At 65.5% G+C, this 26,874-nt stretch carries 20 protein-coding genes and 1 tRNA gene; 7 read left to right on the top strand and 14 right to left on the bottom strand.

Features of this window, described 5'->3' with window-relative positions:
• Positions 1 to 7: 7 nt before the first annotated feature.
• From ACN0SE_RS17910 to pdxH, 5 genes are all read right to left on the bottom strand, one after another.
• Positions 8 to 3,670: a vitamin B12-dependent ribonucleotide reductase gene (locus tag ACN0SE_RS17910; protein WP_417525899.1), complete on the bottom strand. Its 3,663-nt coding sequence runs from the start codon at positions 3,668 to 3,670 to the stop codon at positions 8 to 10.
• Between the two features lie 594 nt (positions 3,671 to 4,264).
• A tRNA-Pro gene (locus ACN0SE_RS17905) sits at positions 4,265 to 4,341 on the bottom strand.
• 106 nt (positions 4,342 to 4,447) lie between these two features.
• The gene (locus ACN0SE_RS17900; RefSeq protein WP_417525898.1) at positions 4,448 to 4,927 is read right to left on the bottom strand and encodes a DUF192 domain-containing protein; all 480 of its coding nucleotides are present in this window, start codon (positions 4,925 to 4,927) and stop codon (positions 4,448 to 4,450) included.
• The gene (locus tag ACN0SE_RS17895) at positions 4,900 to 5,430 is read right to left on the bottom strand and encodes a cold-shock protein (protein WP_417525897.1); all 531 of its coding nucleotides are present in this window, start codon (positions 5,428 to 5,430) and stop codon (positions 4,900 to 4,902) included. The genes ACN0SE_RS17900 and ACN0SE_RS17895 overlap by 28 nt, the downstream gene beginning before the upstream one ends.
• A 110-nt stretch (positions 5,431 to 5,540) precedes the next feature.
• A complete protein-coding gene (gene pdxH / locus ACN0SE_RS17890) occupies positions 5,541 to 6,146 on the bottom strand; it encodes a pyridoxamine 5'-phosphate oxidase (RefSeq protein WP_417525896.1) in 606 nt (201 codons plus the stop codon).
• A 135-nt stretch (positions 6,147 to 6,281) separates the two neighbouring features.
• Here pdxH and fabI point away from each other — a divergent pair, with 135 nt between their 5' ends.
• From fabI to trpE, 4 genes are all read left to right on the top strand, one after another.
• Complete coding sequence (gene fabI / locus ACN0SE_RS17885; protein WP_417525895.1) at positions 6,282 to 7,088, top strand: enoyl-ACP reductase FabI; 807 nt, start codon at positions 6,282 to 6,284, stop codon at positions 7,086 to 7,088.
• 418 nt (positions 7,089 to 7,506) lie between these two features.
• Complete coding sequence (gene gpt, locus ACN0SE_RS17880) at positions 7,507 to 8,010, top strand: xanthine phosphoribosyltransferase (protein ID WP_417525894.1); 504 nt, start codon at positions 7,507 to 7,509, stop codon at positions 8,008 to 8,010.
• Positions 8,011 to 8,149: 139 nt separating this feature from the next.
• Complete coding sequence (locus ACN0SE_RS17875; RefSeq protein WP_417525893.1) at positions 8,150 to 9,994, top strand: SurA N-terminal domain-containing protein; 1,845 nt, start codon at positions 8,150 to 8,152, stop codon at positions 9,992 to 9,994.
• An 11-nt stretch (positions 9,995 to 10,005) separates the two neighbouring features.
• On the top strand, positions 10,006 to 11,517 hold the full coding sequence (trpE, locus tag ACN0SE_RS17870; protein ID WP_417525892.1) for an anthranilate synthase component I: 1,512 nt from the start codon (positions 10,006 to 10,008) through the stop codon (positions 11,515 to 11,517).
• Between the two features lie 36 nt (positions 11,518 to 11,553).
• On the opposite strand, the gene ACN0SE_RS17865 is transcribed toward trpE, so the two are convergent.
• From ACN0SE_RS17865 to ACN0SE_RS17845, 5 genes are all read right to left on the bottom strand, one after another.
• Complete coding sequence (locus ACN0SE_RS17865; RefSeq protein ID WP_417525891.1) at positions 11,554 to 12,357, bottom strand: DUF2189 domain-containing protein; 804 nt, start codon at positions 12,355 to 12,357, stop codon at positions 11,554 to 11,556.
• A gap of 138 nt (positions 12,358 to 12,495) precedes the next feature.
• Positions 12,496 to 13,623, bottom strand: a complete 1,128-nt coding sequence (prfB, locus tag ACN0SE_RS17860) for a peptide chain release factor 2 (RefSeq protein ID WP_417525890.1) — start codon at positions 13,621 to 13,623, stop codon at positions 12,496 to 12,498.
• Between the two features lie 113 nt (positions 13,624 to 13,736).
• Positions 13,737 to 16,253 carry a penicillin-binding protein 1A gene (locus ACN0SE_RS17855; protein WP_417525889.1) on the bottom strand — a complete coding sequence of 839 codons (2,517 nt, stop codon included), beginning with the start codon at positions 16,251 to 16,253 and terminating at the stop codon, positions 13,737 to 13,739.
• Positions 16,254 to 16,363: 110 nt separating this feature from the next.
• Positions 16,364 to 17,575, bottom strand: coding sequence for an N-acetylmuramoyl-L-alanine amidase (locus ACN0SE_RS17850; RefSeq protein WP_417525888.1), 1,212 nt, complete (start codon positions 17,573 to 17,575; stop codon positions 16,364 to 16,366).
• Positions 17,576 to 17,759: 184 nt separating this feature from the next.
• Complete coding sequence (locus ACN0SE_RS17845) at positions 17,760 to 18,917, bottom strand: pyridoxal phosphate-dependent aminotransferase (protein ID WP_417525887.1); 1,158 nt, start codon at positions 18,915 to 18,917, stop codon at positions 17,760 to 17,762.
• A 57-nt stretch (positions 18,918 to 18,974) separates the two neighbouring features.
• Here ACN0SE_RS17845 and ACN0SE_RS17840 point away from each other — a divergent pair, with 57 nt between their 5' ends.
• Positions 18,975 to 20,285 (top strand): M48 family metalloprotease, encoded by a 1,311-nt coding sequence (locus tag ACN0SE_RS17840; RefSeq protein WP_417525886.1) that lies wholly within the window; start codon positions 18,975 to 18,977, stop codon positions 20,283 to 20,285.
• Between the two features lie 27 nt (positions 20,286 to 20,312).
• A complete protein-coding gene (locus ACN0SE_RS17835; protein ID WP_417525885.1) occupies positions 20,313 to 21,068 on the top strand; it encodes a DsbA family protein in 756 nt (251 codons plus the stop codon).
• A 111-nt stretch (positions 21,069 to 21,179) separates the two neighbouring features.
• Here the strand turns inward: ACN0SE_RS17835 and ispG are convergent, their stop codons facing one another.
• From ispG to hemA, 3 genes are all read right to left on the bottom strand, one after another.
• A complete protein-coding gene (ispG, locus tag ACN0SE_RS17830; RefSeq protein WP_417525884.1) occupies positions 21,180 to 22,313 on the bottom strand; it encodes a flavodoxin-dependent (E)-4-hydroxy-3-methylbut-2-enyl-diphosphate synthase in 1,134 nt (377 codons plus the stop codon).
• 85 nt (positions 22,314 to 22,398) lie between these two features.
• Entirely contained in the window at positions 22,399 to 23,622 is a 1,224-nt protein-coding gene (locus ACN0SE_RS17825; RefSeq protein WP_417525883.1) for a helix-turn-helix domain-containing protein, read from the bottom strand.
• Between the two features lie 199 nt (positions 23,623 to 23,821).
• Entirely contained in the window at positions 23,822 to 25,057 is a 1,236-nt protein-coding gene (gene hemA / locus ACN0SE_RS17820; protein ID WP_417525882.1) for a 5-aminolevulinate synthase, read from the bottom strand.
• 217 nt (positions 25,058 to 25,274) lie between these two features.
• Here hemA and ACN0SE_RS17815 point away from each other — a divergent pair, with 217 nt between their 5' ends.
• Complete coding sequence (locus ACN0SE_RS17815) at positions 25,275 to 26,651, top strand: M20/M25/M40 family metallo-hydrolase (RefSeq protein WP_417525881.1); 1,377 nt, start codon at positions 25,275 to 25,277, stop codon at positions 26,649 to 26,651.
• Positions 26,652 to 26,725: 74 nt separating this feature from the next.
• On the opposite strand, the gene ACN0SE_RS17810 is transcribed toward ACN0SE_RS17815, so the two are convergent.
• The coding region (locus ACN0SE_RS17810; protein WP_417525922.1) for a transposase at positions 26,726 to 26,874 on the bottom strand (149 nt) is incomplete at its 5' end.

Below are 26,874 nucleotides of genomic sequence, written 5' to 3'. Positions count from 1 at the left end.
TCGCTCCTTAGCTGCAGCCCGAGGTGCCGCCGCAGGTGTTGCACTTCATGCAGGTGCCGTTGCGCACCAGCGTGTAGTTGCCGCAATCGCCGCAGGGATCGCCTTCGTAGCCCTGCATCTTGGCCTTGACGCGGGCGTCCATCGTCACCCCGCCGCTGGCCACGGCCGTTGTCGTCGTCACCGCGGCCGCGACACTGCCGCCGTCATTGCGGAGTTCCGGAACCAGGGTCTGGAGGGCCATGACCGGATCCTCCGCCTGACCGCCCCGGAGCACGACAAGCTCCTGGGGCAGGCGTTTGCGCAGGTAGCCGGTGGAGCTGATCTGCTTCAGCACCGCCAGCGACTTGGTGGCAGCGCTTTCGCTGACCTCGGTGACGTTGGGTTGCCCCTCCTCGACGCCGCGGCCCAGGTCATCGAAGCTGTGACCTTCGGGCTTCACATGGGCCAGGTCGGTGCGGTCCAGGTAGGACACCGCCAGCTCGCGGAAGATGTAGTCGAGGATGGAAGTGGCATTCTTGATCGAGTCGTTGCCCTGCACCATGCCCGCGGGCTCGAACTTGGTGAAGGTGAAGGCGTCGACGAATTCCTCCAGCGGCACGCCGTATTGCAGGCCCACCGAGACCGCGATGGCGAAGTTGTTCATCATCGCCCGGAACCCGGCACCTTCCTTGTGCATGTCGATGAAGATCTCGCCCAGGGTGCCATCCTGGTATTCACCGGTGCGCAGATAGACCTTGTGACCGCCGACAATCGCCTTCTGGGTATAGCCCTTGCGGCGTTCCGGCATCTTGGAGCGCTCGGACTTGATGATCTCCTTGACGATGATCTTCTCGACGATCTTCTCGGCCAGCACCTGTGCCTTTTCGGTCTGGTTGCCGCTTTCGAGCACTTCGGCCGCCTCTTCGTCGTCCTCGACCAGCGCGGCCGCCAGCGGCTGGCTCAGCTTGGACCCGTCGCGGTAGAGCGCATTGGCCTTGATGCCCATCTTCCACGACCGTTCATAGGCGGCCTGGCAATCCTCGATGGTAGCGTCATTGGCCATGTTGATGGTCTTGGAGATCGCGCCCGAGATGAAGCTCTGCGCCGCCGCCATCATGTCGATGTGGCTGTTGACCGACAGGAAGCGCTTGCCCTTCTTGCCGCAGGGGTTGGCGCAGTCGAAGATCACGTAGTGCTCGGTCTTCAGATGCGGCGCCCCTTCCAGGGTCATGGTGCCGCAGACGTGGTCGTTGGCAGCCTCGATCTCGGCGCGGGAATAGCCCAGGTGACGCAGCAGATCGAAGGTCGGATCGGTCAGCTTGGCGGCCGGGATGCCCAGCACGTCCTTGCAGAACTCTTCGCCGAGGGTCCACTGGTTGAACACGAAGCGGATGTCGAAGGCCGACGCCAGCGCCGCCTCGATCTTTTCGATTTCCTTGCTGCCGAAACCATGGCCGATCAGCGAGGTGTGGTTGATGCCCGGCGCATTGCCGAGGCTTCCGTGACCGACGGCATAAGAGATGATCTCTTCAATCTGGGAGGAGGAATATCCGAGTTTCTCCAGTGCCGCCGGAACCGAACGGTTGATGATCTTGAAGTAACCACCCCCCGCGAGTTTCTTGAACTTCACCAGGGCAAAGTCGGGCTCGATGCCGGTGGTGTCGCAATCCATGACCAGGCCGATGGTGCCGGTGGGCGCAATGACCGTGGTCTGCGCGTTGCGGTAGCCGTGCTGTTCGCCAAGGCGCAGCGCCTCGTCCCAGGCGGTCTTGGCCATGTCGACCAGACCAGCCTCGGGGCAGTTCACCTGATCCAGCGGCACCGGGTTGATCGCCAGCCCCTCGTAGCCGTCGGACCGGCCATAGGCGGCGGTGCGGTGGTTGCGGATGACGCGCAGCATGTGCTTGGCATTGCGCTCGTAGCCCGAGAAGGCCCCCAGCTCGCCGGCAATCTCGGCCGAGGTGGCATAGGCCACACCGGTCATGATCGCGGTCAGCGCGCCACAGAGCGCCCGGCCCTCTTCCGAGTCGTAGCCGTAGCCCATGTTCATTAGCAGGCCGCCGATATTGGCGTAGCCAAGGCCCAGGGTACGGAAGTCGTAGGACAGCTGGGCAATTTCCTTGGAGGGGAACTGCGCCATGGTGACCGAGATCTCCAGCGTCAGGGTCCAGAGGCGCGTGGCGTGCACGTAGTCCTCGGCCTGGAACTTGCCGTCGGTGTAGAAGGTCAGCAGGTTCATCGACGCCAGGTTGCAGGCGGTGTCGTCGAGGAACATGTATTCCGAGCACGGGTTCGAACCGCGGATTTCGCCGTCTTCCGGGCAGGTATGCCACTGGTTGACGGTGTCATGGTACTGGATGCCCGGATCGGCACAGGCCCAGGCCGCGTGACCCACCTGCTCCCAAAGCTCGCGGGCGTCGATTTCCTTGGCCACCTGACCGTCGGTGCGGTTCAGCAGCGCCCATTTCTCGCCATTCTTCACTGCCTCGAGAAAGGCATTGGTGACGCGGATCGAATTGTTCGAGTTCTGCCCGGAGACCGAGGCATAAGCCTCTGAATCCCAATCGGTATCATAGGTCGGGAACTCGATCGAGGAATAGCCTTGGCGGGCATAGTCGAGCACGCGCTTGATATAGGTCTCGGGGATCATGACGTTCTTGGCGGCGCGGATCGCGGCCTTCAGCGCGTCGTTTTTTGTCGGGTCGTAGGCGTCTTCCACCTTACCGTCCCAGGCGGCGATCGCCGCGAAGATGCCGTTGAGCATCTTTTCGTGCATCTTCGAGCCGGCGACGATCGAGGCGACCTTCTGCTCTTCCTTGACCTTCCAGTTGATGAATTCCTCGATGTCCGGGTGGTCGGCATCGCAGATCACCATCTTGGCCGCACGGCGCGTGGTGCCGCCCGACTTGATGGCGCCGGCCGCGCGGTCACCGATCTTGAGAAAGCCCATCAGGCCCGAGGACTTGCCACCGCCGGACAGCTTTTCCCCCTCGGCGCGCAGCGACGAGAAGTTCGTGCCGGTGCCGGAGCCATATTTGAACAGGCGCGCTTCGCGCACCCACAAATCCATGATGCCTCCGTCACCGACCAGGTCATCCGCGACCGACTGGATAAAGCACGCGTGCGGCTGCGGATGTTCGTAAGCCGATTTCGACCGGGTCAGCTTGCCGGTCTTGTAATCGACGTAATAGTGGCCCTGCCCCGGGCCATCGATGCCATAGGCCCAGTGCAGGCCGGTGTTGAACCATTGCGGGCTGTTGGGGGCCGCGCGCTGGGTCGCCAGCATGTGGCGCATCTCGTCGTAATAGGCGCGGGCGTCGTCCTCGGTGGTGAAGTAGCCACCTTTCCAGCCCCAATAGGCCCAGGCGCCGGCCAGACGGTCGAACACCTGCTTGGACGAAGTTTCGCCGGTGCGCGGGGTGTCGTCATTGGCGGGAACCGAGCGCCACAGGAACTCTGGCACGTCCTTTTCGCGGACCTTCTTGAGCTCGGTCGGCACGCCGGCCTTGCGGAAGTATTTCTGGGCGATGACGTCGCTGGCTACCTGGCTCCAGGATGCGGGCACTTCGACATTGTCGAGACGGAAGACGATGGTGCCGTCAGGATTGCGGATCTCCGACGCGGTGGTGACGAAGTCGATCTCTGCGTAGGCGTCCTGGCCTGCCTTGGTAAACCGTCTGTCGATTTTCATCTGTGTCTTGCCTCTTACCCTGTGGTCCCGGCCCAGCGCCGTCGCGGCGATACCGCGTGAAATTCATGTGCAATCCTTCGTCCACGCCGGTGTTTCTGCACGCCCGGCGGCGCATCGGCCCCGAGGGGCGGTCTGGCGGGGCCGAGAGGGCCCGTGGCTCTGAAGGTTTGCAGTCTGTCCCCTGCCGCCGTGGCCACAATATGTTGTGTGCTCGCTGGCGACCTCCACAATCTGGCGTATTCCCGCATAGACCGTCAATATTCATTTTTCATTTAATTTGCCCCGAAAGGTCTTGACGCAATCACCTCCGAAACTGTCCCCGATTCAGCCTCGAAATACGCACATCTTTGCCCACAGGTAGCGTTAACCTTTTTTCCCATGTTTCCCGGCAGGTTTACCGCCAGTTGCCGCAGCGGCACGGTGGATTTATCCCCCGCAGCGTTAACGCTAACAGGGCCGTGGAACCGCCCCGGCGGGGAAAACCGCCTGCCCTGTGGAAAAGTGCGAAAAAGACACATGGCAAGCCACGAGGGACCCGCAGCAAGATGGGTCTGCCCAAAGGCTGACCACAATATCTGGTGTGTGATGAGAGGTTGGTCGGGACGGCAAGATTCGAACTTGCGACCTACGGTACCCAAAACCGTCGCGCTACCAGGCTGCGCTACGCCCCGAAACCGAGGGCTTCTTAATCCGCCCCGCCGACAAAGAAAAGCGCAAAGGCACCGGGCCGTCGCATCTTTCCCGCCGCAACGCTGACCTAACTCGGGTAAGCGCCGCTCAGCAGGGCCAGGCGACACCGGTCTGCGGCAGATCAACGTGGCGCACCGGGGTGCCCGGCACGATGCCCATCTTGGCGGCCAGCCCGCCGTTGATCTCGAGCACGCTTCGAATCGGCACGTCGCTGGAGATCGCCTTGACGTCATGCGGCACCGCGTTCTCGTGCACCTTCTTCACCACGCCGCGGCGGTCGATGAAGATCATGTCGAGCGGAATATAGGTGTTCTTCATCCAGAAGCTCACCGGCCGGGTGACACCGTAGATGAAGAGCATTCCCTGGCTGTCGGCCATTTCCTTGACGAACATCAGCCCACGAGCCCGTTCCTGAAAATCGTCGGCCACGGCGACATCGAAGGTCACCACGCCCTTTTCGCCGGCCAGTTCGATCTTGCCGGGCTGACAGGCGGCAAGCGCCGATTGCGTCAGGGCCAGGACGGCAAGAACTGCCGCGCCTAGTGTGATTTCAACGCGCTTTCCCAAGGACATACCTCAACCGCCATCCGGCCGCGCTTGCCTTCGATGGCGCGCAGACCCAGAGCCTCACCAGACTGCACATCGGCGAGGCCCGAGCGGCGCAACACCTCGACGTGCAGGAACACGTCCTCAGGTCTACCAAAGACATTGGCAAAGCCAAAGCCTTTTGACTTGTCGAACCATTTCACCCGCGCGGGCTCGAGCTCGGCGGCGGCGATCACTTCGGGATCGACAACCTCGAAGTCGGCAAGCGGCGGCGTGCCGTCATCCTCGGGCGGCTGGATCTCGACCACCGCAACGGCCTGAATGCCCCGCGGCGTCTCCTGTATGTCCACGACAACATGCGCGCCGTCAGCGACCGAGCTCTGGCCGTAGTTGCGCAGCACGTTGGAGTGCAACAGGATGTCGGGTCCTCCGATGTCGGCGACCACAAATCCGAAGCCCTTCAAAGGGTCGAACCATTTCACCCGGCCCTCAACCCGTCTGGGCTGGTGTTCTACTTGTTCCAATTCGCACTCTGTTCTTTCTCATCCCGGTTAACACTTGCAACCAAGGTTACGCAAAATGCAAGCCCATATCCCTGATTTACTGAGGGAATGCATTTCACGTTACGCAAAATTCAGGGGTTAAGACGTGTAATTTGCCAGGCATCTCCTCCACCTTGACGTCGCCAGACGAAGCGGTCGTGAAGCCGAAAGGCCCCGTCCGCCCAGAACTCGATCTCGACCGGCGTGATCCGCCAGCCGCCCCAGAACGGCGGCCGCTCGGGGTCGCTGCCCTTCTGGGCGGTGACCTTGGCGACCTCGGCCATCAGTGCGGTGCGCGACGACAGCGGCTGCGACTGGTCTGACGCCCAGGCCCCCAGACGGCTCTTGAGCGAGCGCGACTTGTAATAGGCATCCGCCTGCGGCCCGTCCTCGCGGGTGACATGGCCGCGCACGCGGATCTGCCGGCGCAGGCTTTTCCAGTGCATCACAAAGGCTGCGGTGCCGGTGGCGGTGATTTCCTGGCTCTTGGCGCTGTTGTAATTGGTGTAGAAGACAAAGCTGCCCTCCTCGATATCCTTCAGCAGAACCATCCGGGCGTTGGGCATGCCGTCTGCATCCACCGTCGCAAGCGCGATGGCATTGGGGTCGTTGACCTCCGTCTGCTCGGCCTCGGCCAGCCAGCGGCGGGCGATCTCGAACGGAGAGTCTCCCGCAAATATACCGTTGCGTTCCGCCATCATCGGCTCCTTTTCACGATAGTCTAACGATAATCCTATGCGCCGTCGCGGGCGCATTCGAGAGTTCGCGCTCTTGAAGCACAGCTTCCTATGCCATAAGCGTTGCATTCGAGACACTTGAGCGGAGAATGCGAGATGTCAAATACGCTGATGGCCGGCAAACGCGGCCTGATCATGGGGCTGGCGAACGACAAGTCGATCGCCTGGGGGATTGCCAAGGCACTGGCCGATGCCGGCGCGGAGCTGGCCTTTTCCTACCAGGGCGAAGCTCTCATGAAACGGGTTGGCCCGCTGGCCGCGCAACTGGGCAGCGATATCGTGCTGCCCTGCGATGTCAGCGACGAGGGCTCGATCGACGCGCTCTTCGACAGCCTCAAGGAGCGCTGGGGCACGCTGGATTTCGTGGTCCATGCCATCGGGTTTTCCGACAAGAACGAGCTGCGCGGGCGCTATGTCGAGACCAGCCGGCAGAACTTCACCATGTCGATGGACATCTCGGTCTACAGCTTCACCGCGGTGATGCAGCGCGCCGAGAAGATGATGGAGCCCGGCGCCTCGGCCCTGACGCTGACCTATTACGGCGCCGAACGGGTGATGCCGCATTACAACGTGATGGGCGTGGCCAAGGCGGCGCTGGAGGCCTCCGTGCGGTACCTCGCCGAGGATCTCGGCAAGGATGGCATCCGGGTCAACTCAATCTCGGCCGGGCCGATCAAGACGCTGGCGGCGTCGGGCATCGGCGATTTCCGCTACATCATGAAGTGGAACGAGTACAACTCGCCGCTGCGCCGCAATGTGACGATCGACGACGTGGGACGGTCGGCGCTGTATCTGCTGTCGGACCTTGGGTCTGGCGTGACCGGTGAGAACCTGCATGTCGACGCCGGCTATCACGTGGTCGGCATGAAGGCGGTGGATGCGCCGGACATGAGCAAGGCCTGATTTCCTGGCCCCGGTGCAAGGCCGCCGGGCCAGCGACTGCGTCTGACCAAAGGCCACCTGCCCCGCCGGAGTATTTCCCGGCCCGGAACAAGGCCGCAGGCCGCCGGGCCAGCGGCTGCCCGCCCCACCGGGCTGCCGCTTTGGCTGAGTAAGGCGCGTCGCTCGAAGGTCCTCCTGACTTGGCTGAGATAAAGCGCGGCCGAACCAAGGTTGCAGCGGCACCCCGCGGGCAGCCGCTGGCCCGGCTCGGTGCTCACGTCATCCCGAGACTCTCCGCCCGTCCGCTTATGGCGCTCGGCGCTACCCCGCGGGCAGCCGCTGACCCGGCTCGGCGCTTACGTCATCCCGAGATTTTCCACCCGCCAGCTTCCTTTTGCAGCGCAGTTCGGCTAGACGCGAAAAAAACGGAGGACCGGAGATGAGCGATCGTCTGCCACACGAAAAAGGTTTTCACGTCAGCTGGGACCAGCTGCACCGCGACGCACGGGCCTTGGCCTGGCGGCTGGACGGGCATGGCCCCGACGATGGCGCCTGGCGCGCCGTTGTCGCGATCACCCGCGGCGGCATGGCGCCGGCGATGATCGTCGCGCGCGAGCTGGGCATCCGGATCGTCGACACGATTTCGGTCAAGAGCTACAACCACCAGGAACAGACCGCGCCCAAGGTGATCAAGTCGCCCGACATGGATGTCGTGGGTGACGGCACCGGCGTGCTGGTGATCGACGATCTGGTCGACACCGGCAAGACCATCGAGACCGTGCGCAGCCACATGCCCAAGGCGCATATCGCCACCGTCTATGCCAAGCCGATGGGCCGGCCGCAGGTCCACAGCTTCATCACCGAGGTCAGCCAGGACACCTGGATCTTCTTCCCCTGGGACATGGCGCTGCAATACGTCGAGCCCTACCGCGGCAAGGACTGACCCTCTCTTCCCCCCTTGCGACGCCCGCCTGCGATGCGGGCCCGCAAGGGACCAAAGAGCCCGGTCTGCCCCTCTTGCCCCTGCCCCGGCCTGCGCGTAGACACGTCTCGCAATAAAGGCGAACAACGCAGGGGCGGTCATGGCCAAAGGCAACAGCATCTCCAAGACATTTGTCTGGATTCTCATGGGTCTGCTCTTCGTGGGCCTCGCGGGTTTCGGCGCGACCAATCTCTCCGGCACGGTGCGCTCGGTGGGCGCCGTGGGCGACACGCCGATCAGCGTCGACGACTATGCCCGCGCTCTGCAGAACGAGATCCGCTCTGCCCAGGCCGAGACCGGGCAGGCGCTGAGCTTTCCCCAGGCGCAGGCGCTGCAGATCCCGCAGCGGGTGCTGGGCCAGCTGATCACCACCACCGCCATCACCCACGAGGCCGACGAACTGGGCATTTCGGTCGGTGACGAGACCGTGGCGCGCGAGCTGATGGACATTTCCGCCTTTCAGGGCGCCAGCGGCCGCTTCGACCGCGACACCTATCGCTTTGCCCTCGAGAACGCCGGGCTCAACGAGGCTGAGTTCGAGCAGGACCTGCGCGAGGAGACCGCCCGCGCGCTGCTGCAGGCTGCCGTGGTCTCGGGCGCGCCGATGCCCGACACTTACGTCCAGACCCTGCTGGGCTTTGTCGGCGAGACCCGCGCCTTTACCTGGGCCGCGCTCGACGACAGCGCGCTGGAAGAGCCGGTGCCGGCCCCCACCGAGGACGAGCTGACCGCCTTCTACCAGGACAATATCGCCACCTACACCCTGCCAGAGACCCGCGACATCACCTATGCCTGGCTCACGCCCGACATGCTGCTCGACACGGTCGAGGTTGACGAGGAGACGCTGCGCAAGGCCTATGACGAGCAATCCGACCGCTTCAACCAGGAGGAACGCCGTCTGGTCGAACGCCTGGTGATGGCCGACACCGAGGCCGCCGAAGCGGCGATTGCCCGGATCGAAAGCGGCGAGAGCGACTTCGAGACCGAGGTCAGCAACCGCGGCCTCGCCCTGCCCGATGTCGACATGGGCGATGTCAGCCGCCGCGACCTGGGCGCCGCCGCCGAGGCGGTCTTTGCCGCCGAGGTCGAGGATGTGGTCGGCCCCTTCAGCTCCGATCTCGGTCCGGCGATCTTTCGCGTCAACGGCATCCTGCCGGCCCAGGCAACCTCTTTCGAGGAGGCCCAGCCGATCCTGCGCGAGCAGCTGGCCCAGGACCGTGCCCGCCGGGTGATCGACAGCCTGATCACCGATATCGACGATCTGCTCGCCGGTGGCGCGACGCTGGAAGAACTGGCCAAGGAAACCGAGATGGAACTGGGCCAGATCAACTGGACCCCGCAGAGCGACGCCGACATCGCCGGCTACGACAGCTTCCGCGAGGCCGCCGCCGCGGCCGACACCGAGGATTTCCCCGAGGTTGCCGCGCTTGGCGATGGCGGTATCTTTGCCCTGCGCCTGAACGCCGTGAACCCGCCGAGCCCGCAACCGCTCGACGAGGTGCGCGATCGCGTGGCCCAGGACTGGACCCGCGCCGAGACCGAAAAGCGCCTGCTTGCCCGCGCCGAGGCGCTGGCCAGTGACCTCGGCGAAGGCCGGACCTTCGAGGGCCTGGGGCTCGAGCCCACCATGGTGACCGGCCAGACCCGCTCGGGCCAGTTGCCGAACCTGCCTTCCAACACGCTGCAGGAGGTCTTTGCCCTCGATGCACCCGGCACGCTGACCCTGCCGCACCAGGGCCGCGCGGTGATCATCCGGCTCGACAGCATCACCGCGCCGGATTTCGACAGCGCCGAGAACCAGGTGATCCTGCAGGCGCTGGAACAGCAGGTCGACGGCAGCCTCGCCAATGACATGTTCGAGGCGCTGGCCCGCGACATCCAGACCCGTGTCGGCATCTCGATCGACCAGCAGGCGCTCAACGCCGTTCACGCCAACTTCCAGTAAGGACGCAGACGATGGCCCTGACGCCCGATTTCGACGGTTTTGCCCAAGGCTATGCGGCGGGCCGGAACCAGGTGGTCTACACCCGGCTTGCCGCCGATCTCGACACGCCGGTGTCGCTGATGCTCAAGCTGACGGGCGCCGCGCGCGATGCCTTCATGCTGGAATCGGTGACCGGCGGCGAGGTGCGCGGCCGCTATTCGATCATCGGCATGAAGCCAGACGTGATCTGGCAGTGCCACGACAAACAGGCCCGGATCAACCGCGAGGCGCGGTTCGACCGCGATGCGTTCCAGCCGGTCGAGACCGATCCGCTGGCCTCGCTGCGCGAGTTGATCGAGGAAAGCCACATCGACCTGCCCGCCGACCTGCCACAGGCAGCGGCCGGGCTCTTCGGCTATCTGGGTTACGACATGATCCGCCTGGTCGAACATCTGCCCGACGTGAACCCCGATCCGCTGGGCCTGCCCGACGCGGTGATGATGCGGCCGTCGGTGGTGGCGGTGCTTGACGGCGTCAAGGGCGAGGTCACCGTGGTCTCGCCGGCCTGGGTGCGCGAAGGGCAATCGGCCAAGGCGGCCTATGCCCAGGCGGCAGAACGGGTGATGGACGCGGTGCGCGATCTCGAACGCGCCCTGCCCTCTGAAAGCCGCGACCTGGGCGACGTGGCCGAGATCGGCCCGCCGCAGTCGAACTTCGCCAAGGCCGATTACCTGGCCGCGGTTGAAAAGGCCAAGGAATACATCCGCGCCGGCGACATCTTTCAGGTGGTGCCCTCGCAGCGCTGGACCCAGGACTTCCCGCTGCCGCCCTTTGCGCTCTATCGCTCGCTGCGGCGGACGAACCCCTCGCCCTTCATGTTCTACTTCAACTTCGACGGCTTCCAGGTGATCGGCGCCAGCCCCGAGATCCTGGTGCGGGTGTTTGGCCGCGAGGTCACCATCCGCCCGATCGCCGGCACCCGCCCGCGCGGCGCGACGCCGGAAGAGGACAATGCGCTCGAGGCCGACCTGCTGGCCGACAAGAAGGAGCTGGCGGAACACCTGATGCTGCTCGACCTCGGCCGCAACGACACCGGTCGGGTGTCGAAGATCGGCACCGTGCGGCCGACCGAGGAGTTCATCGTCGAGCGCTATTCCCATGTGATGCATATCGTCTCGAACGTGGTGGGTGAGCTGTCGGAAGACCAGGATGCGCTCTCGGCGCTGCTGGCCGGAATGCCCGCCGGCACGGTGTCGGGCGCGCCAAAGGTGCGGGCGATGGAGATCATCGACGAGCTGGAGCCCGAGAAACGCGGTGTCTATGCCGGCGGTGTCGGCTATTTCAGCGCCGGCGGCGACATGGACATGTGCATCGCCCTGCGCACCGCGGTGGTGAAGGACGAGAAGCTCTATATCCAGGCCGGTGGTGGTGTCGTCTACGACAGCGACCCGGAAGCCGAGTTCATGGAAACGGTCAACAAGTCCAAGGCGATCCGCAAGGCCGCCGAGGAAGCGGGACGTTTCGCCGGCCACGGCCGCAACTGACGCGAGGCGCGACCACGAGGTCCGAGGCGCCGCTCCTCAAGCCCTTGCGGGCTCTCCTCGCAGCTCAGGTGCCGTGGTCTTCATCTGGTCATAGAGATGCCAGGTGGCGTGGCCCAGCAGCGGCAGGACCACAAAGAGCCCGAGGAACCCCGGCAGCATCGCCAGGAAGGTCAGCACTGCGATCAGCCCGGCCCAGGCCAGCAGCACCAGCGGCGCCCGCGTGACGGCCTGAAAGCTGGCGATCATCGCGCTGACGAAGTCGATCTCGCGGTCGAGCAGCATCGGCAGCGAGATCACCGTGATGTTGAAGATCAGCAGGGCAAAGCCCGCGCCCACCCCGGTGCCGACGGCCAGCATGGTGAGACCCTCGAGGCTGCGGTAGACCTCGAAGGAGGTCGAGACATGGGTCATCGTCGCGCGGCCGAGAAACAGCGCGAAAATCATGTGCGCCAGGAAGAACCAGAACAGGAACAGGATCACGATCACCGCGCAGAGCGAGGGCAGCTGACGATTGCGCTGGCGGAAGATCACGCTCATCACGGCGCCGGCCTCCAGCGCCGCGCCGGCCTGCAGGCGGCGGGAGATCTCGTAGAAGCCGATGGCGGCAAAGGGGCCGATCAGCGGGAAACCCACGGCGGCGAAGACCAGCCAGTAGCTCTGGCCCGTGGCCCAGGTGATCCCGGCCATGAGCCAGCCGAGCAGCACGTAGACGCCGGCGAAGGCGAGGCTCAGCGCCGGGGCTCGGGTGAAATCGCGCCAGCCCTTGTGCAGCGCCTGGCGCAGCATCTGCGGGGTTGCCGCCGCCAGCGGCGGCGCGCCAATCTGTGATGTCTCGGTCATGTCCCTCTCCCGCGCCCATGGAAGCGGTTGGCGGGGAGGAGATCAAGGACTTTGGCGTGGGACGCGCGGGGGATGGGGGCGCTGCCCCCGGCCTGCGGCCACCCCCGAGGGTATTTCCGGCAAGAGGAAGATCAGGGGTCAGTCTTCGCCCTGGGCTTCGGCGCGGCTCTTGCCGGAGACGTCCATGGCGAGGGTGGCGGCCATGAAGCCGTCGAGATCGCCGTCGAGCACACCCTTGGTATCCGAGGTCTCGTAGCCGGTGCGCAGGTCCTTCACCATCTGGTAGGGCTGCAGCACGTAGGAGCGGATCTGGTTGCCCCAGCCGGCGTCGCCCTTGGCCTCGTGGGCGGCGTTGATGTCGGCGTTGCGGCGGTCGAGCTCGAGCTGGTAGAGCCGCGATTTCAGCGCCTTCATGGCGATGTCGCGGTTCTGGTGCTGCGACTTTTCCGATGAGGTCACCACGATGCCGGTCGGATGGTGGGTGATCCGCACGGCGGAATCGGTGGTGTTGACGTGCTGGCCGCCGGCGCCGGAGGAGCGGTAGGTGTCGATGCGGATGTCGGCCGGGTTGACCTCGATCTCGATATTGTCGTCGACCACCGGGTAGACCCAGACCGAGGAAAAGGAAGTGTGGCGCTTGGCCGCCGAATCGTAGGGCGAGATCCGCACCAGCCGGTGCACGCCGCTTTCGGATTTGAGCCAGCCGTAGGCGTTGTGGCCGGAGATCTTGTAGGCGGCGGATTTGATGCCGGCCTCTTCGCCGGCGCTTTCCGACTGCAGTTCGACCTTGTAGCCATGCGCCTCGGCCCAGCGGACATACATCCGCGCCAGCATCGCCGCCCAGTCGCAGCTCTCGGTGCCGCCGGCGCCGGCGTTGATCTCGAGGAAGGTGTCATTGGCATCGGCCTCGCCGTCGAGCAGCGCCTCGAGCTCTTTCTGGGCCGCCTTGTCGCGCAGCGCCAGGATGGCGGCCTCGGCTTCCTCGACGACCTCCTTGTCGCCCTCCATCTCGCCCATCTCGATCAATTCGAGATTGTCGGAAAGTTCCTGCTTGATGCTTTCGTAGGTGGCGACCTTGTCCATCAGGATCTGCCGGTCGCGCATCAGCTTCTGCGCCTTTTCCGGATCGTTCCAGAGGTCCGGGTTCTCGGTCATCGCGTTGAATTCCTCGAGCCGGTGCGGCGCGGTCTGGTAATCCATCCGCTGTGCCAACAGCGCCAGCGACTTCTCGATTTCGGCGATCTTGTTCTGGATTTCCGCGCGCATGTCTCTTCCCGGCTTCTGGCGTTTCAGTCATGCCTGATAGCAAGCCGCCGGGTCAGGGACAAGCCGCCGCGACGTGCCGCCGGCCCCGGTGACTGGGGCCGGCGCCGCATCGATCAGTAGAGACCGCCCGAGGACAGGGTGCCGAAGCTGGCCTTGGGGCCGACCACGGCCTTCTTGCCGGTCGAGGTGGTGACCTGCTTGCTGCCGCCACCGCTGGGTGCGATCTGCTCAAAGTTCGAGCCCATGGCAAAGCCGCCGTCGAAGGTGATGCCGAAGACCGGCTCCTCGCCCTCGCGGAAACATTCGTTGACCACGTTCGCCCCGGAAGCGCCGTCGCTGAGCCGCGCGCCGGTGAAGCGGTCGATCTTGATGAACTGGCATTCGCCGGGCACGCGGAACTTGCCGCCGCCGTATTTCTTGATCGCCTCGGTCATGAAGCGCTGGAACACCGGGCCGCAGAAGCCGCCGCCAGAGGCGCCGCGCCCGAGGCTGCGGGGCTGGTCGTAGCCGATGTAGCAGCCCGCCACCACGTTCGAGGTGAAGCCGATGAACCAGACATCCTTGGCGTCGTTGGTGGTGCCGGTCTTGCCGGCGGTGGGCACCGGCAGGTTGACATAGCTCGACGCGGTGCCGCGTTCGACCACGCCTTGCATCATCGAGGTCAGCTGGTAGGCCGTCACCGGGTCCATCACCCGCTCGCGGTCCGAGACGATGCGCGGGCCGCGGCTGGAGGCGATCGAGGGATCGTCGCAATCGGTGCAGTCGCGGGTGTCATGGCGATAGACGGTCTTGCCGTAGCGGTCCTGGACCCGGTCAACGAGGGTCGGCTCGACCCGTTCGCCGCCGTTGGCGAACATCGCATAGGCCGCCACCATCTTGAACAGCGTCGATTCCTGCGCGCCAAGCGCATTGGCCAGCACCGGGCTGAGCCGGTCGTAGACGCCGAAGCGTTCGGCATAGCTGCCGACCACGTCCATGCCGACCTCTTGCGCGAGGCGAATGGTCATCAGGTTGCGCGAGCGTTCGATGCCGGTGCGCAGCGGTGTCGGGCCGTAGAACTGGTTCGAGGCGTTCTTGGGCCGCCAGACGCCCTGCGGCGTGTCGATCTCGATCGGGGCGTCGACGACGATGGTCGCCGGGGTATAGCCGCTGTCGAGCGCCGAGGCATAGACGAAGGGCTTGAACGACGACCCGGGCTGGCGCTGGGCCTGGGTGGCGCGGTTGAAGACCGAATGCTGGTAGGAAAACCCGCCCTGCATCGCCAGAACCCGGCCGGTGTTGACGTCCATCGCCATGAAGCCGCCCTGCACTTCCGGCACCTGCCGCAGGGTCCAGCGGATAAAGGCGCCGGTGCCATCGTCGCCTTCGGTCATCTTGCGGACATGCACCACATCGCCGACCTTGAAGTTGTCGGCAAAGCTGCCGCGGACCCAGTCGATGTCCTTGCGCGGCACCACGTGAGGCGCGTTCTCGTCGGCGCCGACACCTTCGATGCCGAGGCGCAGTTGCTGATCCTCGACCGCCAGCACGACGGCCGGGTACCACTGGCTTTCCAGCGTGATGTCGCGGGCGACCTTGACGTTGGCCAGCGCCTCCTGCCAATTGTCGATCTCGCCGGCGTCGATGCTCTTGCCGGTGCCGCGCCAGCGGCCGAGGCCGCGGTCGAACTGTTCAAGCTGCTTCTGCAGCGCATGGGCGGCGATCACCTGCATGTCGGGATCGACGGTGGCGCGCACGGTCAGACCGCCGGAAAAGAACTCGCCCTCGCCGAAATCCTCTGACAGCTGGCGGCGGATCTCGTCGGTGAAATAGTCGCGCGGCGGCAGCGCGGTCTTGAAGCTCTCGAAATCGCCGTTTTGCACCGAGCGCAGCGGCTGCGCCACCTCTTCGCGGTAGACGGCCTCGGTGATGTAGCCGTTCTCCATCATCTCTTCGAGCACGAAGTTGCGGCGTTCCAGCAGCCGCTCCTTGCGGCGCACCGGGTGGAAATCCGACGGCGCCTTGGGCAGCGAGGCGAGGAAGGCCGCCTCATGCGGGGCCAAGTCGCCCAGGGTCTTGTTGAAATAGGTCTGCGCCGCGGCGGTGACGCCATAGGAGTTCTGACCGAGGAAGATCTCGTTCATGTAGAGCTCGAGAATGCGTTCCTTGGGCAGGCTTTCCTCGAGCCGGGTGGCGAGGATGATTTCCTTGATCTTGCGCTCGATCCGGCGGTCGCCGGAGAGCAGGAAGTTCTTCATCACCTGCTGGGTGATGGTAGAGGCGCCGCGCACGTTCTGGCCGCGCGACTGCACCGCCTGGACGGCGGCGGCGATGATGCCTCGGGCGTCATAGCCGGCATGTTCGTAGAAGTTCTTGTCCTCGGCCGAGATGAAGGCCTGTTTGACCAGATCGGGGATTTCCTCGGCCGGGGTGAACAGCCGGCGTTCCTGGGCAAATTCGTCGATCATCCGGCCCTCGCCGGAATAGATCCGGCTGATCGTCGGCGGCTTGTACTGCGCCAGCGATTCGTGGCTCGGCAGATCGCGGCCATAGACCCAGAAGATCGCGCCGATCGACAGCGCGGTCACCGCGACCCCCATGGTGACCACGGTGAAAATTCCGCCAAAGAAGGATAGGATGAACCTCAGCACCGTGCGCTCCTGCTGGTTTAGAGGGTCTATATAGGGCCGAAGCAAGGGGCGGTCAAAACACAAACCCCGTTATAATTCCCCCTTGCGGAAATCAGCCCAAACTGCCCTGTTCACTTGCGCCTGAGCGGCGCGATGGTGGCATCGGCCAGCGACCAGGCCAGGATGCCGTCGCGGATGCCGCGCGCCATTTTCGCCCGCCACTCCGGGTCCTGCAGGTTGGCGAGGTCGCGATCGGTCGACAGGAAGCCGACCTCGATCAGCACGCTGGGGATGTCGGCGGCCTTGAGCACCGAGAACCCGGCCTCGCGCAAGGGGCGCTTGTGGATCTCGCCCACCGTCTCGTCGATCGAGCGGACCATGGCCTTGGCCAGCATGTTCGAGCGCGGGCCGTTGTCCTGACGGGCCAGGTCCATCAGGATTTCCGCCACCTCGTCGTCCGATCCGGTCAGATCGACGCCGGCCAGCAGGTCGTTGCGGTCGTGGCGCTCGGCCAGGGCCGCGGTGGCCTCGTCGGTGGCGGTTTCCGACAGGGTGTAGACCGAGGCGCCATGCGCCACGCCCTCGTCCAGCGCATCGGCATGCAGCGAGATGAAGAGATGCGCCCCGGCGCGCCGGGCAATGGCCACTCGCGCCTCGAGCGAGACGAAGTGGTCCTCTTCGCGGGTCATAACCACGTCGATGCCGCCGGCGCGCAGCAGGGTTTCCTTGACGTCCCGCGCCAGCTGCAGCACCAGGTCGGCCTCGCGCGCATCCTCGCGCAGGGCGCCCGGGTCGATGCCACCATGGCCGGGGTCGATCACCACGGTCAGCACCTCGGGCGTGCCGGAGACCTCGGCCCGCATCGCCGGTTCCGGCAGCACCCATTGCGCGCTCGGCGCGGCGCCGGTGGCGGCTTCAAAGCGCGCGCGGTCGGTCTCTTCCAGCGTCACTCGCAGCAGGGCCGCGGCGCTGGTGTCATCGACCTCGAGCGCCGCGGTCTTCACCGTCAACGGCACCGCCAGCTCGGCCACGAAGCGCGACCAGCCGGGCTGCAGCGCGCCGAACCGAACGGTGCGCAGCTTTTTCGAAGCAAAGGCCTTTGCCTCCAGCCCGGTCCAGTCGACCTCCTGGAAATCGAGGATCAGCCGGTCGGGATCGGCCAATGTATAGGCGCGCCAAGGCACGCCCTGGCTCAGCGCGAACTCCAGCGTCAGATCGCCGCCACGGCCGATGCCGGTCTCTTCGGCGTCGATCCGCGCCAGGGCGCCGAATTCCTGCGCCGGGGCCTGCGTGGTAAAAAGCGCCAGCGCGAAGGCGCAGGCGGAAAGGAAATGTCTGCTCATGCCGATGACCCTTGCTGCACGGGTCTCGCGCCCGCGTTCGAGCCATAATCTACCACGGCGCGCCGTCCCCTGCATCCCTCTATCGCGCCCCGGCCGCCTCACCGCGCCCGCCCCTCTTTCCTCTTGCCGAAAATACCCTCGGGGGAGTCGCCTCAAGGCGACGGGGGCAGAGCCCCCACCCGGCTCAGCCCGACACCAGGCCGCGGTTCGCCATGAAGGCCTCGAGCCGCGACAGCCCCTCGCGGATATCGGCGGTCGACCGCGCGTAGGAGAACCGCAGCGTACCGCCGCCCCGCACCGGGTCGAAGTCGAGGCCCGGGGTCACCGCCACGCCGGCCTCGTCGAGGATCTCGCGGCAGAAGCCCAGGCTGTCGTCGGTCAGGTGGCTGACGTCGGCATAGACGTAGAAGGCACCATCGGGCGGCGCGATGCGGTCGAAGCCGGCTTTCGGCAGGCCGTCCAGCATCAGCCGCCGGTTCTCGGCATAGACCGCGAGGTTGGCCTGCAGCTCGTCGTCGCAATCCATCGCCGCCAGCGCCGCCACCTGGGCCACATGCGGCGCGCAGATGAACATGTTCTGCGCCAGCCGCTCGATCTTGCGCACGTGGTCCTGCGGCACCACCATCCAGCCGACGCGCCAGCCGGTCATGCTGAAATACTTCGAGAACGAGTTGATCACATAGCAGTCGTCGGTGATCTCCAGCGCGGTGACCGCCTTGGCCTCGTATTCGATGCCGTGGTAAATCTCGTCAGAGATAAAGGCCGCGCCCTTGGCCGTGGTCGCCGCGATCAGCGCCTCCATCGCCGCGCGGTCGAGCATGGTGCCGCTCGGGTTGGCGGGCGAGGCCACAAGCAGGCCCTGGATGTCCATTTCGGCGAAATCCTCGGGCACGGGCTGCAGCCGGTTTTCGGGGCGGGTCTGCAGATCGACCGGCTCCAGCGACAGCCCCTTGAGGATCTGCCGATAGCTCGGATAGCCCGGCGCGCCGATCGCCACCCGGTCACCGGCATCGAAGAGCGCGGTAAAGGCCAGCAGGAAGGCGCCGGAAGAGCCCGGCGTCACGATCACCCGCGACGGATCGAGCGTCACGCCGTACCAATCGGCATAAAGCCGCGCAATCCGCTGGCGCAACGCCGGCAGGCCCAGCGCCACGGTATAGCCCATCGGATCGCTTTGCATCGCCTGCGCCACCGCCTCGCGCGCGCCTTGCGGCGCTGGGGTTCCGGGCTGTCCGACCTCCATGTGGATGATGTGGCGGCCCCGGGCCTCGGCCTGTCGTGCGGCCTCCATCACGTCCATCACAATGAAGGGATCGACCTCACCGCGCCTTGAGTCTCGCATGCAATTCTCCCAAGCTCTGCCCGGAGGCGGTTTTCCGGGATCGAGGCGGGGAGGTCAATGCGGATACTGAGATACCTTGCGGCGACGCTCATGCTCTGGGCGGCGGTGGCCATGCCTGCCAGGGCCGGCGGGCTGATCCGCGATGCCGATGTGGAATACGCCCTTGGCCAGATCGCCGCACCGGTGCTGCGCGCCGCCGGGCTGCCATCGAGTGTGCGGGTGCTGGTGATCGAGGATGATGCGCTCAATGCCTTTGTCGCCGACACCCAGCATATCTTTCTGAACTCCGGCCTGATCATGAAGCTGGGCAGCGCCGAGGCGCTGCAATATGTCATCGCCCACGAGGCGGCACATATCTCCAACGGTCACCTCGCCCGCCGCGCCGGCAATGCCCGCGCCGCGCGCACCGCTGCCGGCCTCGGTTTCGTGCTGGCGGCGGCCGCCATGGCCTCGGGCTCGCCCTCGGTGGCCACGGGTCTGGCCGCCGGCACCCAGAGCGCCGCCCTGCGGCAGTTCCTGGCCCATACCCGCGCCGAGGAGAGCTCGGCCGATGTCAGCGCCCTGCGCAGCCTGGTGCGTGCCGGCATCGACCCCAAGGCGGCGCTGGAGGTGCATGACATCTTTCGCGGCCAGGAGGCACTGAGCGCCGGGCGGCAGGACCCCTACATGCGCTCGCACCCGCTGACCCGCGACCGCATGCGCGCGGCCCAGGGCTTTGTCGCCGGCAATTCCGGTCAGGCCCGCAAGGACACCGCCGCGACCTACTGGTTTCACCGGGCGCAGGGCAAGCTCTCGGCCTTTCTGCGCGCGCCGGGCTGGACGCTACGGCGGGCGAATTCCAGTGTCACCAAAGACATCGCGCTGATGCGCGAGGCGGTGGCCTATCACCGCACCTCGAACCTGAAGAAATCGCTGGCCGCCATCGACAGCGCGCTGGCGCTGCGGCCCAAGGATGCACTCTACGTCGAGCTCAAGGGGCAGATCCTGCTGGAGAGCCGGCAGTTCGGCGCCGCGGTGCAGGTCTACCGTCAGGCCGCCGCCATGGCCCCGAACGAGCCGCTGATCCTGGGCGGGTTGGGCCGCGCGCAGCTGGCCGCCGGTGATCCGGGGGCCGCGCTCAAGGTGCTGGAACAGGCCCGCGGCCGCGACTTCCGCGACCCGCGCATCCTGCGTGACCTCGCGGTGGCCCATGCCAAGACCGGCGACAACGGCATGGCCTCGCTGGTCACCGCCGAACGCTACGCGCTGCTGGGCCGGCTCTCCGATGCCAAGCTGCATGCCACCCGCGCCGAGGGGCTTCTGCCGCGGGGGTCCGGCCCTTGGCGGCGGGCCCAGGATGTGCTTTCTGCCACCAAGAATCTGCGCTAGCGCGCCAGAACAGACAGGGGATCCCCAATGAACCGTTTTCTTTCCGCCACCGCCCTCGCTGCCGGCCTCGCGGTCGCCGGGCCGGCGCTGGCCTTTGACATGACCGAGATGACCGAGGCCGAGCGCGCCGCCTTTGGTGACGAGGTCCGGGCCTATCTGATGGCCAATCCCGAGGTGATCATCGAGGCGGTCAACGAGCTCGAGCGGCGCCAGCAGGCGGCGCAGGGTGACCGCGACGTCGATCTGATCACCGCCAATGCGGCAGATATCTTCGACGACGGTGTCAGCCATGTCGGCGGCAATCCCGAGGGTGACGTGACCCTGGTGGAATTCATCGACTATCGCTGCGGCTATTGCCGCAAGGCGCATGAAGAGGTGCAGGAACTGGTCGAAAGTGACGGCAATATCCGCTTTGTCGTCAAGGAGTTCCCGATCCTCGGGCCGGACAGCCTCGAAAGCTCGAAGTTTGCCATCGCGGTCAAGCAGGTGGCCGGTGACGCGGCCTATGAGGCGGCGCACAACACTTTGATCAAGATGAACGGCACGGTCACCGAGGCGGCGCTGCGCAAGCTGGCAGAGACGCTGGAGGTCGACGCCGAGGCGGTGCTGGCCGAGATGGAGAGCGAGCGCACCCGCCAGATCATCGCCGACACCCGCGCCCTGGCACAGCGGCTGCAGATCAACGGCACGCCGACCTTCGTGCTCGAGGAGAGCATGGTGCGGGGTTACCTGCCGCTGGACGGAATGCGCCAGATCGTCGAGCAGGAGCGGCTTGACGGCTGAGGCGCTGAGGGGGGCCCTGCCCCCGTCGCCTTTGGCGACACCCCCGAGGGTATTTTTGGCAAGAGGAAATGGGGGCCGGTGGCGATTGCACCGGCCCTTTTTCGGTGAGGGTTATTCGGCGGCTTGGGCTTCGGCGGCCTCGCGGGCCTCGATCTCGGCGGCTTTCCTTTCCACCTCTTCGACGATGTGCTCGACCATCTGGTCGTTCGACATCTTGTGGCTGGCCTTGCCGGCGAGGTAGACCATGCCGCTGCCGGCGCCGCCGCCGGTAAAGCCGACATCGGTCATCAGCGCCTCGCCGGGGCCGTTGACCACGCAGCCGATGATCGACAGGCTCATCGGCGTCTTGATGTGCTCGAGCCGCTGTTCGAGGATCTCGACCGTCTTGATCACGTCGAAGCCCTGGCGGGCACAGCTCGGGCAGGAGATGATGTTGACGCCGCGGTGGCGCAGGCCGAGTGACTTGAGGATCTCGAAGCCGACCTTGACCTCTTCGACCGGATCGGCCGAGAGGCTGACGCGGATGGTGTCGCCGATGCCCATCCAGAGCAGGTTGCCGAGGCCGATGGCGCTCTTGATCGTGCCGGAGGTCAGCCCGCCGGCCTCGGTGATGCCGAGGTGAATGGGGGCATCCGTGGCCTCGGCCAGCGCCTGGTAGGCGGCGGCGGCCATGAAGACATCGGAGGCCTTGCAGGAGATCTTGAACTCGTGAAAGTCGTTGTCCTGCAGCACCTTGATGTGATCGAGGCCGCTTTCGACCATGGCGTCGGGGGTCGGCTCGCCGTATTTCTCGAGCAGGTGTTTCTCCAAAGATCCGGCGTTGACGCCGATGCGGATCGAGCAGTTGTTGTCGCGCGCGGCGCGGATCACTTCCTTGACCCTGTCCTCTGACCCGATGTTGCCGGGGTTGATCCGCAGGCAGGCGGCGCCGGCCTCGGCAGCCTCGATCCCGCGCTTGTAGTGGAAATGGATGTCGGCGACGATCGGCACCGGGCTCTCGCGGCAGATCTCCTTCATCGCGCGGGCCGAGGCCTCGTCCGGCACCGAAACGCGGACGATATCCGCGCCCGCCTCGGCCGAGCGGATGATCTGGTCCAGCGTGGCCCTGACGTCGGTGGTGATCGTGTTTGTCATGGTCTGCACCGAGATCGGCGCGTCGCCTCCGACGGCGACATTGCCCACCATGATCTGACGGCTCTTGCGGCGATAGATATTGCGCCACGGACGGACGTGATTGAGGCTCATGGAGGTATCCCGAAACTGAACGACTTGCCCGCAACCTAGTCAGACTGGCCGGCAATGCAATGCGTCAGAGCTGATGTGTCGCGGGTTATTCGCCGATCGCCGGGCCGGCGGGCGTCGGCGTGGCAACGCGCAGGTTGAGCTGGGCGACCATCTTCTCGAGATCGCCGTCGCTGGCCGGATCGGCGGGCTGGTAGCGTTCGGTCAGGCTGGCGGCGGCGAGCTGCACGTTGGAGGTGACGGCGCCACGCGGGCCGGCGGGGCCATAGGTCTGACCGTTGACCGCGAAGTAGACCGCGCCCGAGGCGCCGACGCGCAGGGTGGCGGGTTCTTCGCCCTGCGGCACGTCATAGGTGTCGCCGGCGTTCATCACCGCTTCGTAGAGCACGGAGCCATCGGCGGCACGCACCCGCACCCAGGCCGGGCGCACGGCGACCAGCTGAACGCCGGGCTTCGGCGCTTCGAGCACCTGCGGCAGCGGGGTGGCGACCTGTTCGGCCACCTGCTGCATCACCCGGTCGAGCGTCACGTCGCCGGAGGCGGCGGCGCTGGCCGAGGCGATCACCGGCGCACGTTCGCGGCTGGCATTGGCAAAGCTGCCGACGCGCGAAGGATCGAGCGTCGAGATCGGCGCATCGCGGGCGATCATCACCGGCACGTCCAGCGCCTGCGGACGGTAGAGCCGGTCCAGCGGCTCTGTCACCGGCGGGTTAAAGACGCCGGCGGCGCGGATGTCATCGGGGTCGGCACTGTCGACCTCGGGCGCGCGCCCTGCCCCTTCGAGCGGATCGAGCTCGGCGAGGGCGATCGGCGTCTGGTCGACCGGCGTCAGCTGCACCCGCTGGATTTCCTGCAGCACGCTCCAGCCGCCATAGCCGATACCGGCAATCAGCGTCAGCAAAACGATCATCGAGCCGATGGCACCGGGCTCGATCTGCGCGAGGATATTCTCGCCTCGTGGGGCAAAGGGCATATGCGGGTCCTTGAACAGGTCCCGCTCGGCCGAGGTTTTCAGCGGCAGCTTCTGGCCGGGCTTGCGCGACTGGCTCGACGCCTCGGCCGACATGCCATGTGCGGTGGTAAAGCCGCTTTCGACACAGAATTTCTGAAAGGTACTGTCGGGGTCCATGTTGAGGTAGCGCGCATAGGAGCGCACGTAACCGGCAATGAACCCGGGGGTATCAAAGGCTTCGGGATCGCAGTTCTCGATCGCGGCGATGTAGGAGGCCTTGATCCGCAACTCGCGCTGGACATCGAGAAGCGACTTGCCCATGGTGGCACGCTCGCCCCGCATGACGTCGCCAAGTCGCAAGGCGAAGTCGTCAAACCCCTTTGGGCCGACGGTATCTTCGCTTGACGCTGCGCCGCGCTTGAGTTTGCGCCCTATCATGCCGATCTGCCCCGTGTTTCGATGCCCTGACCATACCCCGACGGACCAGGACGATTCGTGTCGCCCCATTGGTTGCACTGAGATTAGCATGTAGCGCAAACAAAGGCAGGGTCAAAACCGTTCAGGCAGAGAGTTCGGCACGATTCAGCGCACAATGCGACCAGAGATCGTCCATTGCCTTGACCAGCGCATCCATCTCGCGCGGGCCGTGTACCGGCGACGGCGTGAAGCGCAGACGCTCGGTGCCACGCGGCACTGTCGGAAAATTGATCGGCTGAACGTAGATGCCGTAGGTCTCCAGAAGCATGTCGGACAGCTTCTTGGTGTGCACCGGGTCGCCCACCATCACCGGCACGATATGGCTGCCGTGATCGATGATCGGCAGGCCCATGCCCTTGAGCCGCAGCTTGAGGATGCCGGCCTGGGTCTGGTGACGTTCGCGCAGCGCCTGATCCGTCTTGAGATGCTTGACCGAGGCTGCGGCGCCGGCGGCAATTGCCGGCGGCAGCGAGGTGGTGAAGATGAAGCCCGGCGCATAGGACCTGATGGCGTCACACATCTTGTGGCTTGCGGCGATATAGCCGCCCATCACGCCATAGGCCTTGGCCAGCGTGCCGTTGATGATGTCGAGCCGGTGCATCAGCCGGTCCCGCTCGGCCACGCCGGCGCCGCGGGGGCCGTACATGCCCACCGCATGGACCTCGTCGATATAGGTCAGCGCGCCGAATTCGTCGGCCAGGTCGCAGATCTCTTCGATCGGGCCGAAATCGCCGTCCATCGAATAAACCGATTCAAAGGCGATCAGCTTGGGCGCCGCCGGATCGTCGGCCTCGAGCAACTCGCGCAGATGCGCCACGTCGTTGTGACGGAAGATGCGCTTGGCGCCGCCGTTGCGGCGCACCCCTTCGATCATCGAGGCGTGGTTGAGCGCATCCGAATAGATGATGAGGCCCGGAAACAGCTTGGGCAGCGTGCTCAGCGTGGCGTCATTGGCAATGTAGGCGCTGGTGAACAGCAGCGCCGATTCCTTGCCGTGCAGATCGGCCAGCTCGGCCTCGAGCCGCTTGTGATAGACCGTGGTGCCCGAGATGTTGCGGGTGCCGCCGGACCCGGCGCCGGTGGCCTCGATCGCCTCGTGCATGGCTTCGAGCACCACCGGGTGCTGACCCATGCCGAGGTAGTCGTTGCCGCACCAGACGGTGATCGGCTGTTCGCTGCCATCGGGCTTGCGCCACGTGGCATGCGGGAAATGACCCATCTTGCGTTCGATGTCGATGAAGGTGCGATAGCGCCCCTCTTCGTGCAGGCGGCCGAGCGCTGTGTCGAGTTTCGCGGTATAATCCGTCTTGTGGCTCACCGGGGCACCTCCGTTTGCGTGGGGCCTCGGGCCCTGCGTCTGAACCTGCCGCCCGGGGACGGTCAAATTCACGTTCATGAATACTTACAGCGGGAAACCCCGTCTGGCAACCTCTACTAACGGCGACCCTTGGACGCATCCTTGATCCATGTCAAAGGCCTCTGGACAGGGCCGGTCCCGCCGCTAGGGTCTGACCCGAGACAAGGAGCCCGGTCCCATGGATATCACCCCCGTTCTGACCCGAATCGACGATGACCTCAATGCGGCATGTGACCGCTTGAAAGACCTTCTTCGAATCCCGTCGATTTCCACCGATCCGGCTTATGCCGAGAACTGCCAGGAGGCCGCCGACTGGCTGGTCGCGGACCTGCAATCACTGGGCGCCGAGGCCAGCAAGCGCGCCACCCCGGGCCATCCCATGGTGGTGGGTCATATCGGCGAGGGCAGCCCGCATCTGCTGTTCTACGGCCACTACGACGTGCAGCCGGTCGATCCGCTCGAACTGTGGGACCGCGACCCGTTTGATCCGCAGATCGAGGACACGCCTCAAGGAAAAGTGATCCGCGGCCGCGGCACCAGCGACGACAAGGGCCAGCTGATGACCTTTGTCGAGGCTTGCCGGGCCTGGATCGCGGTGCATGGGCAACTGCCCTGCCGCATCACCTTCTTCTTCGAGGGCGAAGAGGAAAGCGGCTCGCCCTCGCTCATTCCCTTCATGAAGGAGAACGCCGCCGAGCTGAAATCCGACATCGCGCTGATCTGCGACACCGGCATGTTCGACCCCGAGACCCCCTGCATCACCACCATGCTGCGCGGGCTGATGGGCGAAGAGATCACCATCACCGGCCCCTCGCGTGATCTGCATTCCGGCATGTTCGGCGGCATCGCGATGAACCCGATCCGGGTGCTGAGCCGCGTTCTGGCGGGCCTGCATGACGATCAGGGCCGGGTCACCCTGCCCGGCTTCTACGACGCCGTGCCCGAGCTGCCGGATGCGATCCGCGAGCAATGGGCGGCGCTTGGCGATCCGGGCGAGATGGCGCGCGATTTCCTCGGTGCCGTCGGCCTGTCACAGCCCGCGGGCGAGACCGGGCGCACCGGGCTCGAGATGATCTGGGCGCGCCCGACCTGCGACGTCAACGGCATCTGGGGCGGCTACACCGGCGCCGGCTTCAAGACCGTGCTGCCGAGCCAGGCCCATGCCAAGGTGAGCTTCCGACTGGTGGGCCGCCAGGACCCGCATGCCATCCGCGAGGCCTTTCGCGCCTATGTCGAGGCGCAGCTGCCGCCCGATTGCAGCGTCGAATTCAAGGCGCATGGCGCCTCTCCGGCCGCGGCGATGGACACCTCCTCGCCGCTCTTCGAGGCCGCCCGCGGCGCGCTGTCGGACGAGTGGCCCAACCCGGCGGTGTTTGCCGGCTGCGGCGGCTCGATCCCGATCGCGGGGTATTTCAGCGACTACCTCGACATGCCGGCCATGCTGATCGGCTTTGGCCTTGACGACGACCAGATCCATTCGCCGAACGAGAAGTATTCGCTGACCAGCTTCCACAAGGGGATGCGGAGCTGGGTGAGAGTGTTGGGGGCTGCCTAGAGTCAATTAAAGATACGCCCCGCACCTGCTTTGCAGCACCGAGTATTGAGTCAAACCTTCCTTAGGGTCAGGATTCATAACCAATAGATGACGAGAGCCGCGAGCGCGATGGCAGAGAGGAACACCTTGGGGCAGCGGTCATAACGGGTCGCGACGCGCCTCCAGTCCTTGAGCCTGCCGAACATGATCTCGATGCGGTTGCGCCGCTTGTATCTGCGCTTGT

The organism is Marinovum sp., assembly GCF_048263515.1.
Classification (GTDB): domain Bacteria; phylum Pseudomonadota; class Alphaproteobacteria; order Rhodobacterales; family Rhodobacteraceae; genus Marinovum.
This window is presented reverse-complemented; position numbering and strand designations above follow the sequence as displayed.

Bases quoted from the DNA above. Each gene is read 5' to 3' on its own strand.
- ACN0SE_RS17910 (WP_417525899.1), bottom strand. From the start codon at position 3,670: ATGAAAATCGACAGACGGTTTACCAAGGCAGGCCAGGACGCCTACGCA.
- pdxH (WP_417525896.1), bottom strand. From the start codon at position 6,146: ATGGCGGAACGCAACGGTATATTTGCGGGAGACTCTCCGTTCGAGATC.
- fabI (WP_417525895.1), top strand. From the start codon at position 6,282: ATGTCAAATACGCTGATGGCCGGCAAACGCGGCCTGATCATGGGGCTG.
- gpt (WP_417525894.1), top strand. From the start codon at position 7,507: ATGAGCGATCGTCTGCCACACGAAAAAGGTTTTCACGTCAGCTGGGAC.
- ACN0SE_RS17875 (WP_417525893.1), top strand. From the start codon at position 8,150: ATGGCCAAAGGCAACAGCATCTCCAAGACATTTGTCTGGATTCTCATG.
- trpE (WP_417525892.1), top strand. From the start codon at position 10,006: ATGGCCCTGACGCCCGATTTCGACGGTTTTGCCCAAGGCTATGCGGCG.
- ACN0SE_RS17865 (WP_417525891.1), bottom strand. From the start codon at position 12,357: ATGACCGAGACATCACAGATTGGCGCGCCGCCGCTGGCGGCGGCAACC.
- prfB (WP_417525890.1), bottom strand. From the start codon at position 13,623: ATGCGCGCGGAAATCCAGAACAAGATCGCCGAAATCGAGAAGTCGCTG.
- ACN0SE_RS17850 (WP_417525888.1), bottom strand. From the start codon at position 17,575: ATGAGCAGACATTTCCTTTCCGCCTGCGCCTTCGCGCTGGCGCTTTTT.
- ACN0SE_RS17845 (WP_417525887.1), bottom strand. From the start codon at position 18,917: ATGCGAGACTCAAGGCGCGGTGAGGTCGATCCCTTCATTGTGATGGAC.
- ACN0SE_RS17840 (WP_417525886.1), top strand. From the start codon at position 18,975: ATGCGGATACTGAGATACCTTGCGGCGACGCTCATGCTCTGGGCGGCG.
- ACN0SE_RS17835 (WP_417525885.1), top strand. From the start codon at position 20,313: ATGAACCGTTTTCTTTCCGCCACCGCCCTCGCTGCCGGCCTCGCGGTC.
- ispG (WP_417525884.1), bottom strand. From the start codon at position 22,313: ATGAGCCTCAATCACGTCCGTCCGTGGCGCAATATCTATCGCCGCAAG.
- ACN0SE_RS17815 (WP_417525881.1), top strand. From the start codon at position 25,275: ATGGATATCACCCCCGTTCTGACCCGAATCGACGATGACCTCAATGCG.